This is a genomic window from Halobellus inordinatus (assembly GCF_024464655.1).
Taxonomy (GTDB): domain Archaea; phylum Halobacteriota; class Halobacteria; order Halobacteriales; family Haloferacaceae; genus Haloquadratum; species Haloquadratum inordinatus.
In genome coordinates this window covers 83,010-96,203 of the sequence record NZ_JANHAV010000001.1, presented here as the reverse complement: position 1 = coordinate 96,203, position 13,194 = coordinate 83,010, and the positions used below count along the sequence as shown (strand labels likewise).

The 13,194-nt window shown below is 65.7% G+C and carries 9 protein-coding genes; 2 read left to right on the top strand and 7 right to left on the bottom strand.

Translation table 11 applies throughout. From position 1 onward, the window contains the following. Positions 1-109: 109 nt before the first annotated feature. Positions 110-871: a DUF7289 family protein gene (locus NO347_RS00465; protein ID WP_256287782.1), complete on the top strand. Its 762-nt coding sequence runs from the start codon at positions 110-112 to the stop codon at positions 869-871. A gap of 35 nt (positions 872-906) precedes the next feature. Here the strand turns inward: NO347_RS00465 and NO347_RS00460 are convergent, their stop codons facing one another. Genes NO347_RS00460 through NO347_RS00430 form a run of 7 tightly spaced genes read right to left on the bottom strand, consistent with a single transcriptional unit; the run spans position 907 to position 10,731 of the window. Next, positions 907-2,421 (bottom strand): DUF7289 family protein, encoded by a 1,515-nt coding sequence (locus NO347_RS00460; protein WP_256287781.1) that lies wholly within the window; start codon positions 2,419-2,421, stop codon positions 907-909. Then, the gene (locus tag NO347_RS00455; RefSeq protein ID WP_256287780.1) at positions 2,418-2,951 is read right to left on the bottom strand and encodes a DUF7266 family protein; all 534 of its coding nucleotides are present in this window, start codon (positions 2,949-2,951) and stop codon (positions 2,418-2,420) included. Before NO347_RS00455 ends, NO347_RS00460 begins: the two co-directional genes overlap by 4 nt. Further along, positions 2,948-3,898 carry a hypothetical protein gene (locus tag NO347_RS00450; RefSeq protein ID WP_256287779.1) on the bottom strand — a complete coding sequence of 317 codons (951 nt, stop codon included), beginning with the start codon at positions 3,896-3,898 and terminating at the stop codon, positions 2,948-2,950. The genes NO347_RS00455 and NO347_RS00450 overlap by 4 nt, the downstream gene beginning before the upstream one ends. Further along, positions 3,886-4,470: a DUF7288 family protein gene (locus NO347_RS00445; RefSeq protein WP_256287778.1), complete on the bottom strand. Its 585-nt coding sequence runs from the start codon at positions 4,468-4,470 to the stop codon at positions 3,886-3,888. Before NO347_RS00445 ends, NO347_RS00450 begins: the two co-directional genes overlap by 13 nt. Next, a complete protein-coding gene (locus tag NO347_RS00440; RefSeq protein ID WP_256287777.1) occupies positions 4,470-4,997 on the bottom strand; it encodes a DUF7287 family protein in 528 nt (175 codons plus the stop codon). Before NO347_RS00440 ends, NO347_RS00445 begins: the two co-directional genes overlap by 1 nt. Beyond that, entirely contained in the window at positions 4,994-7,045 is a 2,052-nt protein-coding gene (locus NO347_RS00435) for a type II secretion system F family protein (RefSeq protein WP_256287776.1), read from the bottom strand. Before NO347_RS00435 ends, NO347_RS00440 begins: the two co-directional genes overlap by 4 nt. Continuing rightward, a complete protein-coding gene (locus tag NO347_RS00430) occupies positions 7,042-10,731 on the bottom strand; it encodes an ATPase, T2SS/T4P/T4SS family (RefSeq protein WP_256287775.1) in 3,690 nt (1,229 codons plus the stop codon). The genes NO347_RS00435 and NO347_RS00430 overlap by 4 nt, the downstream gene beginning before the upstream one ends. A gap of 194 nt (positions 10,732-10,925) precedes the next feature. On the opposite strand from NO347_RS00430, the gene NO347_RS00425 reads away from it, so the two are divergent. Further along, positions 10,926-13,142, top strand: coding sequence for a coiled-coil domain-containing protein (locus NO347_RS00425; protein WP_256287774.1), 2,217 nt, complete (start codon positions 10,926-10,928; stop codon positions 13,140-13,142). Positions 13,143-13,194: the final 52 nt, after the last annotated feature.

The following is a 13,194-nucleotide window of genomic DNA, read 5'->3' as shown; positions in this document are numbered from 1 at the left end:
GCACGCCGCAGCGAGACGCACGCCACAACGAAACGCGCACAACAACGAGACGCACAGCGGCGGGCCACTCGACGGCACACTTAATGTTGCGACGGCGAAAGCGGCCCGTATGAACGGCGACGAACGCGCTGTGAGCGAGACAGTCAGTTTCGTGCTCGTCTTCGCACTCGTCGTCGCGTCCGTGGGGACAGTCTACGCCGTCGGCGTCTCGGAACTCGAAGCGACGCGGGACGCAGAGCGCGTCGAGAACGCCCAGCGCGCCTTCGACGTCCTCGCAGACAACCTCCGGGATATCACCGAGGGCGCACCGAGCAGAGGGACGGAAGTGAAGCTCTCGGAGGCGACGCTCCGCTCGGTCGACGACGCCTCGATGAACGTGACTGTCGATCCGGACGGTGCGTCACCGACGTACTGGGAGTACGCGCTGTCACCGATCGTCTACGACGTCGAGGCCGGCGGAGAGATCCGGCTCAGCAACGGCGCAGTGCTCCGGGACAGCGAGCGCAGCGGGTCGGCAGTCGTCCGTGGGCCGCCGCTCGTCGTCGACGACGACCACATTCAGCTCACACTGATCAGACAGGAGCACGTCGGATCGGCTGTCACCGGCGGGTCACAGACGGTCCGGGTTCGGATGTCCGCGACCCGGTCGCGGCTCTTCTACGACAACGAGTCGGTCAATCACGAGATGGTTCGCGTGAACGTCACGACACCGTACACGGACGCGTGGGGGCGGCACTACGAGTCCGCCGGCTTCGCGTGCACTGAGATCAGCGAACCGGCGCCGGGCACCCCCGGACGCGTCTCGTGTACAGTCAACGATGTTGACCGTGTCACGGTCATCTGGGTGCGCGTGACGACAGCCTTCGAATGAAGGCGGGAACGGACAGTCGTGCTGACTGACCCGGATCAGTTCAGGTCGATCGTGACGTTGTTCTGCGTGACGTGGAGATACGTGATGTACGACGAGGCGTCGGTCGTGTCGTACCGGAGGACGCCTCCTGACGCGCTCTGGTCGATCTGGGTCGTCCCGCGGTCACCGGGGCCGTGGTCGACGTGGAGTTTGAACTCCCCGTCGAAGGTCGCGAAGTAGTGGCGCGTGAGGATTCGGAGCGTCTGTTCGTCGCCGTCGTAGTACGTCGTGTTCTCCCCGTCGTCGCCGGTGTGATTGAACGAAACCGGGTCCACGCTGCCCCCATCGTCGCGGGCGTCCCAGTCGATCGCAGTGTCGTGGCCGACGTTGCTCGATCCGTACGTGAAGTTCTGTGCGGAACTCGTGAAGTCGACGTCGATCACCGTGTCACCGCCCTCACAGGCGAGTTGCACCGGGCCGGAGTCCGACGGGATGCTATCGTTCGACCAGCGGTGAACGTCTTCGGACGTCGAGGCGTCGTCGTAGTAGACGTCCATCACCAACTGCTCGGTGGACGCACCGCCGTTGCAGTAGTTGTTTCCGATCCCGTTCGGGACCTCGATGGCAACTTCGTAGGCCTTGTCGCCGTCCTCGATGTAGAACGAGGCGTAGAGGTTGTTGAACGTCCCGTGGTCCTTTTTGATCGACGTCTGGAAATCCGTGACGGCGTGCCCGTCTGCGATCCCGCGGATGGTCACACTGCCGTCTTTTTCGGGATACGGGAAGACGCCCACTGCCCCAGCCGTCTCGAGGACGACCGTCGCGGTCCGGTTGCTATCGTCGGTGGAGACGTTGCCAGTCGTCCGCGTGCGGAAGTACTCCGCCCAGCCCTCGTAGAACCGACTGTGGACAGTCACCGCGACGGTGCCACTGCGTACCGGGTTGTGATACTGTTGTGTCGCCCCGTCCACGTCCTCATCGTACGGCGCGCCGACGCCGTCGTCGGTCGCCGCCGTCTCGTTCGGGAAGATACGGGTGGTCGACGCCGAACGACGGACGGTCGCTCGCGCGTTCCCGGTCACAGTGTCACTCGAGCGAACGCGGATGACCGGCAAAGTGAGCGTCTGATCCCGATAGTGAAACTCCGGGGGCGACACCATCGTCGTGCCGCCGTCGCGGTACCGCCAGACGCCGCCGCCCTGATAGGCGATCTCCGTCTCGGCGGTCTGGTAGGTGACCGATCCGAGCGACGCGTTGTAGACCGTCTCAGTCTCGTTGTCGGTGTAGTTGCGATGCCGAATACGGAGCCACCCGCTCTCGGACTCGGAGGAATACTGACCCCCGCCGGAGCGCCCGAGTTGGACCGTCTGCACGGATCCTTCTCCGAGTCCAACGACGGCAGTGCGGGCGTCCAGAAGCGTCATCGCGTGTGCCGCTCGATCGGCCGTCGCTTCCTGTTGCACGTCGGCCAGCGCCGAGGAACCGATGGCGACGACGACGCCAGCGCTGGTGATCGTCAGCGCGAGGAGCAATACGAGTCCGATGTTCGACGACTGCGCGCGGTAATTCATCCTTCGAGAGCCCCCTCTGTCGGCCCGGTGAGCGACAGCGACGACGAGGCGTCGCCGTCGGCGACCACGAGCGTCGGGTCCGGACCGCTCGTGTCGAGTCGCACGACCGTCCACCCCCCAGTGACCGATCCGTCTTCGATACCTACCGTCGTCGAGACAGTAAGCGTGGCGCTCACGTCAGATCGAGACGGCCGCAGCGTCAGTTCGTGTCTCGCCGGCTGGTCGGCCGGGTCTGAGACTCCCCTGACGTAGATTCGATAGGACTCACCGGCCACGCGCTCGGGGAGGTCGACGCCGACACGGACGGAGCGCGAGCGCGCCTGCGACTCCGACAGCCGATCGGCGTCGGCGATCCCCGCGGCGAGTTGCTCGGCGACGACGTCGAGTTCTTCGCGGACGACCTGTTCGCGCTGGTTTTCGACGTACCCGCCTGCGCCGACGAGCAGCCCCGAGATCAGGACGGCGGTGATCCCCAACGCGATGACGTAGTTCACCGTGATCGAGACCGCGCGGTCGCAGGAAGACGTCATTCGGGGACCACCTCGATTCGCGCCTCGTAGTCGAGTTTCGGCGTCCGGTACGTGACGTGGAGGTCTGCCGCGTAGATGGCGGGCGTCGAGTAGGGGTCGCTAGACGCGGGGCCGACCCCGGGCTCGTCGACGACCATCGTGTACCGCCCGCCCGCTTCGTCGCCGTTGGTGTACGCGATTTCGAGGTCGCCACCGACGTCGTCGACGACCGAAAGGTTCGAGCACGGCGACCCGCCGACGGACGCGTTCGCGACGTCGATCCGGAACGTGTCGCCGGAGAACGAACCGGGCGAGCAGGTGTCGACGACAGACCCGTTCTCTGAGACCTGCACCGTCGGCCCACTGTCGTCGTAGACAGAGATGTTCCGAGTCCCCGCGTCCGAGGCGACGTTCAGGTGGAACGCGTCGTCGCTGGGACCGCTCGCGAGAGTGGTCTCGTCGACGGTCAGACGCAGCGAGCGGAGCCCCGAGAGGTCGGGGTCGGACGCAACGGTCCAGTTTGCTACGCCGCCCGCGGTCGTGAATTTCTGTGTGACGTCGTCCTGCTGGATCCGCGTGCCGTTCGTGGCACCGACGAGATCGACGTCAGCACCGTCACCGACGACCGCGCGATGCTGTGCCGCGGCGTCGTCCCAGATCCGCAGCGTCGACCGGAGCGAGGTGTTCAGCGCCGAGTGCGAGGAGTTGTTACGGTAGTTCACCGATCGGATCGCATCCTCGCCGGCCGTCCGCGCTTCCGAGGCGTACTCGATCGCGCCAGCGGAATCGACGCCAGCCTCGCGGGTCGCCAAGTTCCCGGTGTAGATGGCAGTGTTCAAAAGCAGCGCGAGCGCGACGAACAGGACCGCGAGGGCGAGCGCGCCCACGAGGAGGAGTTGAGCGCGGTCCACACGCTCCGAGGGACGCTCGGAGCTCCGCCCGCCTGACTGCCGCCTCAGATCCGCCATACGACGAGCTCCACCTCCACGACCGTGTACAGTTGTTGCGTCGGGTCCGCGTCGTCGACAGGGTAGGAGGCGTTCGAGAGCGTCGTCGAAGAGACCGACCCGTCGGGGTCGCGTAGGTGGTCGTCGTCCGAGAGGGTGACGAGCCGGCGCGCGCTCGAGGCGTGGTCGCTCGGCTGACCGAGATCGACGATCGGTTGCGGCTGGCGCTCGCCGTCGTCGTCGATATAGTACAGCGTCAGGTCAAAGGCGATTCCGCGATCCAGAAACGTCTCGTTGAGGACGGATCCGAAGGCGGTCGGTGGACCGCTCCGAACGTAGCCGTCGTCGGTCGCTCCGTGCCAGGTGCCGGCCGACTCGTTCCAGTACAGCAGCGTCGGCAGCAACGTTCCCTCCTCGTCGGCCGACGCGAGGACGCCCTCGGCGACGGCGGCCTGTTGGTTCTCGATGTGCTGGCTGGACGTGCTGCCGGTCAGCGGCGTCACGGCCGTCACCTGGAGCGCGAAGACGAGACTGGAGACGAGGATCATCGCCGCCGTGATCGCTTCGAGCGTATGGGCCTGTGCGCGGTCCATCACCACGTCCTCACGAGTAGTCTGTGCGTGTCGCCCTCGAACGATACCGCGCGCCGCGCAGACGTGACAGAGGTCGTCTGCGGGACTGACGGCCCGGCCGTGAGCGGGTCGCCGTCGGCTCCGGTCGCGACCGCGCCGTCGAGCGTGCGAATCGAGACGTTGACCGACCGTGACTCGGGGAGCGCGAAGACCGTCCGTGCCGTATCGGCAGTCGTATTGAACCGACAGGAGGTCGGCGCGTCCGTGCCGGTGGAGACCTGCTCGAAGAACGCGTTCGTGCACGTCGCGTTCAGAACGTACGGCTCGGACGGCTGCCCCAGTCGATCCGTCGAGAGTGATGTCGAGAGGCGATCAGCCGTCTGGGAGCCGTCGACGCCCTGAAACGGCGCGAAGATCGTCGGGACGAACGCGACCACGACCGCGACGACGAGCAAGAAGAGACTCACGCCGATCGCGAAGTCGATCGTCGTCTGTGCGCGCGTCTCAGCACGCGCTTCGTCGCTCACGCTCGACCGGCGCAGCGTCATCCGACCACCATCCAGACGACGAGCGCGATCGTTTGCAAGATGACGACGAACTTCACCCCAGAGACGATCTCGGCGTCGCGGATGTAGCCGCTGATGAATCCCGAGAGCGCCGCCTGCAGCGTGACGGCGTGGAAGAAGAGCACCGAGAGCAGGTCGGTGTCGACGCCGCTCCCGAAGTTCATCCCCTGTCCGGAGAGGTTACTGCTCCCGCCCGAGCCCGCTTGCGACGCCAGACCAGCCATCACGTCGAGGAACTGCGTCTTGAGGATGGCCATCACCCCGAGCAGCGTCAGATACGTCATCAGGATGATCGCCACCTGCATCCGGGTTCGGGATTTCCGCTCGCGCTCGATGTCGTCTTGGTTCTCTGAGGCCTGCGCCGCGGTTGTCAGGACTTCGGTGATCTGACTCGACGCCTCCTGAGCCTTCGAGATGAGTTTGACGGTCCGCGCGAGTCGCGGGATGTGGTACTTGTTGTTGAACTCGACGAGCGCGCTGCGGAGGCTCATCCCGTAGTTCACCTTCGCGTGCATTATCTCGAACTCCTCGGCGATCTTTCCAGAGGAGGTCGAGGCGACGGTTTCGACGGATTCGAGCAGCGTCTGTCCGGTGTCGTTCGCGCTGGAGAGTTTTCGGAGGTTGTCCGAAAGCTTCCCGATGACGGCGTTCCGCGAGCGCACGTTCCAGGAGTGAAAGGCGGCGAGCGGAATCCCGACGACGTAGACCGGCACGTACCACCAGATGAACGTCCCCCAAACGGGATTGTCGAGCATTCCCTGCCAGGCGAGCGGGGCAGCGCCGTTGACGACGGCGATACCGAGGAGCACCAGCGCCGCGGGCACGGTCACGACGAGCGTGTACAGTGGGTGATCGCGGAAGAACAGGTGCGGGCGCCGCAGTAGTTGCGCGGTCTTGTACGTGCCCTCCCGTGAGCGAATGCGGTCGAACACGCGGAACTCGCCGACGAAGCTCTCGATCAGCCCCATATGAATCAGCCCCTCGCGGTTCACCTGTTCGAGCCGATCCGAACCGTTTGTGGGCTGGAGATAGCCGTCGCCGGGTTCGTCCTGTTTGACAGTCGAGACGAGTACGAGAAAGCCGACGCCGGTGAGCGGCACGAGGCCGTAGACGGTGCCGTACAGGAGGCTCTGTTGGGCCTGCCCGAGCATACTCATAATCACGAGGATGATGATGAGAAGCAGCGGAAACAGCGAGAGCGTCATATACATCTCGCCGAAGAGTTCGAGCGTCTCCAGGACGGTCTCTTGCTCCTGTTTGGCCGTCCGGAGGTGCTTTTCTTTCTTGTCGTCGAGGAACTGCTCCATATTACCGCCGGAGTTGACGATCGAGAGCATATCCGTCAGGAACTGCGAGAGTTCCTCTGAGGGCGTTGTCATCGCCTGATCGCGGATCGCATTTCGATAATCGGTCCCGAAGTACTCGGTCTCGCGGACGATGCTCTGAAACTCCTTTGCGACCTCGCCGTAGGTGTCGTCGGCGCGGCCCATCGCCTCCAGAATCTCCAGTTGGTTCAGCCCCCCGACCGAGAGAGCGTACATAAACGAGATGGCGTCGGGGAGCAGCATATTGATCTCGCGCTTCCGTCCGGAAGCCTTCGAGTACGGGACGGCGACGAGGCTCCCGAACCCGATACCGAACCCGATCGCGCCGAAGACGACACCCGAGACGATCGTAACCGCTGGCACAGTGAGCGCGTCCAGCGCGGCGGCCGTCGCTTCGTCTCCGGTAGGGAGGCCGATGCTGATAACGTCCGGCGAGATCAGACCAAACTCGAAAATCGCCCACCCGACGAAGGTTCCGAGGAGCCAGAGGAACGCCCCGGCGATGACGCCGATGGCGATCGCGTGGGAGAGATACAGCTCCACCGTCGCCGGCATCCGCGCCTGTTCCAGTTTCGTGCCGACATCGTTGACGAAGTCGCCGTCCTCGTCGAAGAGGAACTGGAAGACGGGGTAGAAGATGTCGCCGAGCGCGTCGTTACTTCGGTCGAGTCCCTCTCCCTCGGCGTCGCCGACGTCGAGACTCATCGGTCCGCACCTCCTGTCTCGTCGTCCGCGTCTGTCTCCTCGGCGTCGTCGGCATCGTTCTCTCCGGTTTCGTCCTCCACGTCTGTCTCGCTAGCGTCGTCGCCGCCACCCGGTCTATCGCCCGAATCATCCGAATCATCGCCTCGGGCACGCGCGCTGTCGTCTGCGTTATGATCTCCCGTCTCGTCGCTCGGCTCGACGCCCTCGAACTCGCTGAAGTCCCACATCTCCTCGCCGTCGACGTCAGCGTCCGCATCGGCAGCCGCTGTGCCCTCCTCGAGTAAGTCCTCGATGCCGAACTCGTCGGACTCCCCGCGGGACTGGTTCGCGTCCGTCTCCTGGGGATCCGCTCGCGAGCGGTCTGTCCCGGCCGGGCCGTGGTCGCCACTCTGGTCGACCGAGTCGCTCTCGAAGGCGTCGAACGGGTCGGCAGCTCCGTCGTCCCCGGCATCGACGTCTCCGAGGGCTGCGTCGCTGTCACCCGTCTCCTCGTCCCCGACAGCCCGCTCGTCGTCTTCGAGGCGCTCCTCGTCGGAGATCGGTTCCGCATCTGGGAGCGCGTCAGCGGCGGTGTCGCCTTCGAGGGCGCCATCGACGTCGGTGTCTCCGTCGTCTCCGTCGAGCGCCTCCGCCGATTCGGAAATCGAGTCGAGTTCGGGCTGGTCGGTCTGCTCGTCGAGCGCGTCGAGTTCCGGATGCTCGCCGATGTCGGCGGTGACGTCCGGCGCGGCGTCGACGTCGACCAGTGCATCCGCGACGTCGACGTCTTCGAGGTCCTGGTAGTCCGGCCAGAGTTCTTCCGCCGCACGGTCGAGGATGTCGCGACAGAGGTCGCGGATGTCCTCGTCGGGATCGGGCCGGGGGACCATCTCCTCTTTCTCGGGGTCGACGTCGATCTCGACGGACTCCATCTCGCGGAGGTCTTCGAGGCTCCGTTCGAGGTCGTCGCGCGCCATCAGCGCGAGGATCGTCTCCTGATCGTTGATGAACGCCTGCAGCGTCGCCGCGACCTGCGTGTACGTGTTGAGGCCGCGATCGATCAGGTACGCCAGGACCACGCGGCGCTTGAACAGTTCCTCGTCGAGTCGCTCTCTAGTCCACCCGCGGTCGAACCGGACGTCTTCGAGCGTGTTCGACGAGCCCATCTTGAGGAACTCGTCGCCCTCGGCCTGCCACTGGTAGACGTCCTGGACGTTGATCTCGTCGTTCTCGGCGTCGTAGTGGTTGATCTCGGTCAGCGACTTGTTCCGCCGGACCTTGTCGCCGTGGACGCGGGTCGACGTCTGGATCGAGACGAGATCCAGCGCCGTGAACATCGTCTTCGAGACGTTGATCGGATCGGTGGTGAAGCGCTTGAGGACCTCACCGACGCTGTCGGCGTGGAACGTCGTGTACGTGGTGTGGCCCGTCGACATCACCTGAAAGAGCGTCCGCCCCTCCTCGCCGCGGATCTCGCCCATCACGATGTAGTCGGGGCGCTGTCGCAGCGCGGCTTCCAGTAAGTCGAACTCGTCGACGTCGCCGCGGTCGTCGTCGCTGAACGAGGGGCGCGTGACGGAGGCGACCCAGTTCCGCTGGGGCAGTTCGACCTCGCGGGTGTCCTCGATCGAGACGATCTTGGAGTTCGAGGGGATGAAAAGCGACACCGCGTTCAGCGACGTCGTCTTCCCCGAGGCAGTCCCGCCGGCGAAGATCAGGCTCTTGTCGTTCTCGATGCAGAGCCAGAGGAACGCCATCTCCTCTAAGGAGAAGGTCTTCCAGTTCACGAGGTCGATCGGCGTGAACGGGACGTCCTTGAACTGGCGGATGGTGTAGTTGGTCCCGTGGTCGGACACCTCCCGACCCAGCGTCAGTTGGGCGCGAGAGCCGTCCGGGAGCGTCGCGTCGACCTGCGGACGGCGCTTCGAGATGCCCTTGCCCGACCGCTGGGCGAGTTTGACGACGAAGTCGTCGAGTTCCTCCTCCTCGTGGTAGACGTTGGTGATGATCTGCTCGTAGTCGGAGTGATAGACGAACACCGGGGAGTTGTAGCCGTCACAGGAGATGTCCTCGACGTTCACGTCGTGTTTGATGCCGTCGATCCGCTCGTAGCCGATGAAGTCCCGCCGGAGGACGTACAGCAGTTTCTCGACCTGGTAGTCGGTCAGCTCTGTCGGGCCCTCCTCGAGCACGGCCGGTTCGGGCCGCGCGGCGGTCCCGTCGAGTGAGGGATCGGAGTGTGCTGTCGTCGACTCGGCGAACAGGCCGTCGAGACGGCCGCCGAGCGAGCCTTCACCGAGGCCGAGCGAGCGCGCGATCGACGCGAGCGGCCGTTCGGAGGCGGTCGCTGCCGACCCGGGTCCGGCAGATTGGGCCGCGGCGTCACCGTTGCCGAACGCTCCCCCGAGGTCGAAGTCGAACTGCGAGAGCATCCCGTCGTCCGTAGAGCCGGTGGAATTCGACGGAAGGATCGAGAGCCCGGTTTGTCGTGGGCGGTCGGGGACCTGATAGAGGTTGTAGCGATCGAGGAGTTCGAGCGCCTGCTGTTCGATCACGCGGCGGCGGGTGTCGGGACCGTCGCCGACGACGCTCTCGTCGTCGTACTTGATTGCCGTTCGGAGTTTGCCGGTCAGGAACTCCACCAGGTCGGCTTCGATCCGGTTCTGGTAGGGCTCGACGACGTAGTACTTCTTCTCGTTCTCCTTCGTCGAGTGGAAGATGATGACGAACGAGTGCGGCTTGTCGACCCAGTAGCGCTCGACCTCGCGGAAGTGCGTCTTCTTCGAAAGCGGCACCGCCTTTTCGAGATCGTAGCGGTTGGCGACCGTCGTCGCCCCACGCGCGTCGGTGAAGAAGGCGTCCTCGTCGAACTCGGGGTCGACGTCGACCGTACGCTCGTCGACGACGTCTTTCAGCTCTGCGGCGCGCTGCCCGCCGCGAGCGAGCGCGTTCTCCATCACCTCGGGGTCGAAGCCGAGCGCGTCCTCGGCGTCGAACCGCTCGATTTCGCCGTCTTCGTCCCGCGGGCGCGAGCCGTCTTCCTCGTAGTAGTACTCGCGCTTGTAGTGCTCCCACATCCAGACGTCCTTGACCACGGGCGTCGTCTCCGGGTCGCAGAACGCCTCGAACTCCGCTGAGATGCGGACCGCTTCCGCGATTGCGGCCTCGACCTCGTCGTCGGTGTCGACGGGGTGGAACTCGAGGTACGCCTCGGGATCGAGGCTCACGTCGTCCCACTCCTCGCGCGTCGGCGTCGGGATCTCGACGGTCTCGCCGTCGTCCCAGCGGGCGCTCTCGGCGTCGTCGCCGTCGTCTACCTCGCGCGGGTCGTAGCCCTGATAGAGCGTGGTGACGTCGCCGTCGACGCCGTACTCGTCGAGAAAGTCCGCCCAGGTGTACTCGCCGACTGCGACCTTCGGGCCGTCCTCGGCCGGCCCGGCTGCGGCGTCCTCGGTCGCGTCGCCACTGTGGTCCTGCGCGTCGGAGCCGCGCGCAGCCTGGTCGTCAGATCCCTCCGCCGGAACGTCGGCGGCGTCAGTCGCCGGGAGCCCCCCAGCTTCCTCGACTGACAGTTCCCCCGCGTCGTCGGCGGTCCGATCGACGATGTCCCCCTCGTGAGGCGACGGCGAAGCGTCCCCGCCCCCCTCCAACGTGTCCTCGCCGTCCGACTCGGAGTCGGCGGCGGACGCGTCGTCGTCGGTTGCCATCGTTCGGGGGTCGGCTTCCCCACTGAAAAAGACTTCTGCCGGACCGGGCGAGTATTTATGACCGCGTCGGCCTGAAAAAATGTGTTCGGGTTGTTACGTCCACAGCGGAAAGAACCGCTACGACCCCGGCCGACGCTATCAGGAACGGTATTTTGCCCGGTTGTTTTATGTGAGCAGTTTCGGTAAGGTGGTCTATGAGCCACGAGTCCGACGCCGATAGAACGACCGCCGTGTCAGACGACGACGTGCGCGTAGAGAAGTCGTTCGCCGGCGACGAGTTCCCGGTTCCGGCGATCAAGTTCCGGCTCGACTCCGAGAGCGACGAGCCCGTACACGTCCGGCTCGTCGATCAGATCCCCGAGGACTTCCCGATGGAAGGGGTCGGCTTCCATCCGGACTACGAGAGCGACAACTGGACCGCCTACAAGGACCACCGCGTCGAGTACGAGCGGACCCTCGACCCCGGTGAGGAGACCACGACGGTGTACGGGATCCGTCTCGAACAGGTCTCGGACGTCGAGGGATTCCTCGGCGAGCCGATTCTCGAACGCCCGCCCGCACCCGAAGAATCCAGCGACGACCAGACCGGCGCCGAGGTCGAAGACATCCTCGGCGCGGACCGGAGCCAACTCGTCCGCGACGCCCTGCAGGGCAACGGACGGCTTGCGACCGAAAGCGAGCCCAACGGAGACATCGGACACGAGCAGCCGGTCGGACACGAATCAGAGCCCGAACAAGATCCGGTGCCGGACGCCGTCGAATCGTCCGCAGCGGTGGACGCCGACGACGCGCGTTCGGACGACCCGGGACTCGGCGCGGAGGCCAGTGCGGAGGCGACAGCCGAGAGCGTCACCGACGACGCCGCAGTAGAAGACGCCACAGGCGACACAGCAGAAGGAGACGCGGACGGCATCGAGGGAGAAGTGGACGCAGGCGACGCCACGGCTGAGAGCGGTGCGGGAACGGCGGCAGCGGAGTCGGAGGCGACCGCCAGCCTGGCGGACGCATCGGACGTGGCCGCGGGGCCCGGAGCCATCCCGCGCGAGATAGCGACTGATCTCACGCCCGCACTACGCCAGCGAGACGACGGCGAGAGTACGCCGGTGGAATCAGACGAGACCGACGAGGAGAGTGCGGAGCCGGTGGAGTCGGATGCAGAGGGCGAAGAAGATGCCGACGCCGACGCGGCCGACGAGGCACCCGAAACAACGGCGTCCGGAGAGAGTGACGCAGACGACTATCTCGACATCGACGAACACGTCGAAGAACACGTCGACGAGCCGGGTGTGAACGCTTCTGACGTCGCGGTGACCGCCGCAACCGACGAGTCCGGGGCCGATGCGAGCGCCGAGTCCGGCACCGACGTAAGCGCCGAGCCAGCATCGGCGAAATCGGCAGGTACCCAGTCGGGGTCCGCCGCTGCGGAAGCCGGAACCGCAGCGTCCGGGGGCCTGGCGGCGACGCTCGCCGAGGAAATCCGTTCCGGGGAAGTCTCCGAGTCCGATCTCGATACGCTCCGCGGCGAACTCGACGTCGGGCTGCCACGGAGCGCGGACGTTCGCCTCCGGCGCGTACAGGCGCAGATGGAGGAGCTCAACGCCTACGCCGACGCGCTCGCGGAGTTCATCGACGAGGAAGGCACCGGCGCGGAACTGGTCGAGCGCCTCGACACGGAACTGAACGAGATCACCGCGGAACTCGACGATCTGCAGGCCTCGCTCGACGCCGCCGAAACGGACCGCGAGGAGATTCGCGCGGACGTGTCGAGCCTCCACGAGGACGTCGACGCGAACGACGGGCGAATCGCGGAGACGACGCAACGACTCGACGAGGTCGACGAGATCGCCTCGGCTGCCGCAGCCGGCCTCGACGACCTTCGCGAGCGGGCCGACGGGCTCGAAGAGCGACTCGACGCGACCGCAGACCGTGTCGCGGACGTCGAGGTGGGCGTCGACGACGTTGCGAGCGACGTCGAGACAGTGGCAGCCGACGTAGACGACGTCGCAGCCGACGTCGATACGGTGGCAGCAGACGTCGACGAAGTAGCCGCCGAGATGGGTGAGGTCGCGGCGGACGTCGACGGACTCGCGGCCGACGTAGACGGGATGTCGTCCGATCTAGAGGGCGTCGCAGCCGACGTCGACGACGTCGCGATGGACGTAGACGAGACCGAGGCGCGCGTCTCGCGGCTCGACGAGGAGATGGGCGACGTCCGCGAGGACATCGCGACGCTCGACGGCGACGTCGTCGACGTTCGCGACTCGCTCGAAGCCGAGATCGACGAGCTTCGGGCCGATATGTCCGCGCTCTCGGCCGAACTCGATCGCTTCGAGTCCATCGAACGCGACATCGAAGAACTGCAGACGTTCCGCGACCGCCTCAACGACGCCTTCGGCCCCGGCGGTCAGTGAGCGGGTCGGATCCCCTCCGAGAGCCGTAACCGCGAAGCGCAATCTGTTTAGC

Bases quoted from the DNA above. Each gene is read 5' to 3' on its own strand.
- NO347_RS00465 (WP_256287782.1), top strand. From the start codon at position 110: ATGAACGGCGACGAACGCGCTGTGAGCGAGACAGTCAGTTTCGTGCTC.
- NO347_RS00460 (WP_256287781.1), bottom strand. From the start codon at position 2,421: ATGAATTACCGCGCGCAGTCGTCGAACATCGGACTCGTATTGCTCCTC.
- NO347_RS00455 (WP_256287780.1), bottom strand. From the start codon at position 2,951: ATGACGTCTTCCTGCGACCGCGCGGTCTCGATCACGGTGAACTACGTC.
- NO347_RS00450 (WP_256287779.1), bottom strand. From the start codon at position 3,898: ATGGCGGATCTGAGGCGGCAGTCAGGCGGGCGGAGCTCCGAGCGTCCC.
- NO347_RS00445 (WP_256287778.1), bottom strand. From the start codon at position 4,470: ATGGACCGCGCACAGGCCCATACGCTCGAAGCGATCACGGCGGCGATG.
- NO347_RS00440 (WP_256287777.1), bottom strand. From the start codon at position 4,997: ATGACGCTGCGCCGGTCGAGCGTGAGCGACGAAGCGCGTGCTGAGACG.
- NO347_RS00435 (WP_256287776.1), bottom strand. From the start codon at position 7,045: ATGAGTCTCGACGTCGGCGACGCCGAGGGAGAGGGACTCGACCGAAGT.
- NO347_RS00430 (WP_256287775.1), bottom strand. From the start codon at position 10,731: ATGGCAACCGACGACGACGCGTCCGCCGCCGACTCCGAGTCGGACGGC.
- NO347_RS00425 (WP_256287774.1), top strand. From the start codon at position 10,926: ATGAGCCACGAGTCCGACGCCGATAGAACGACCGCCGTGTCAGACGAC.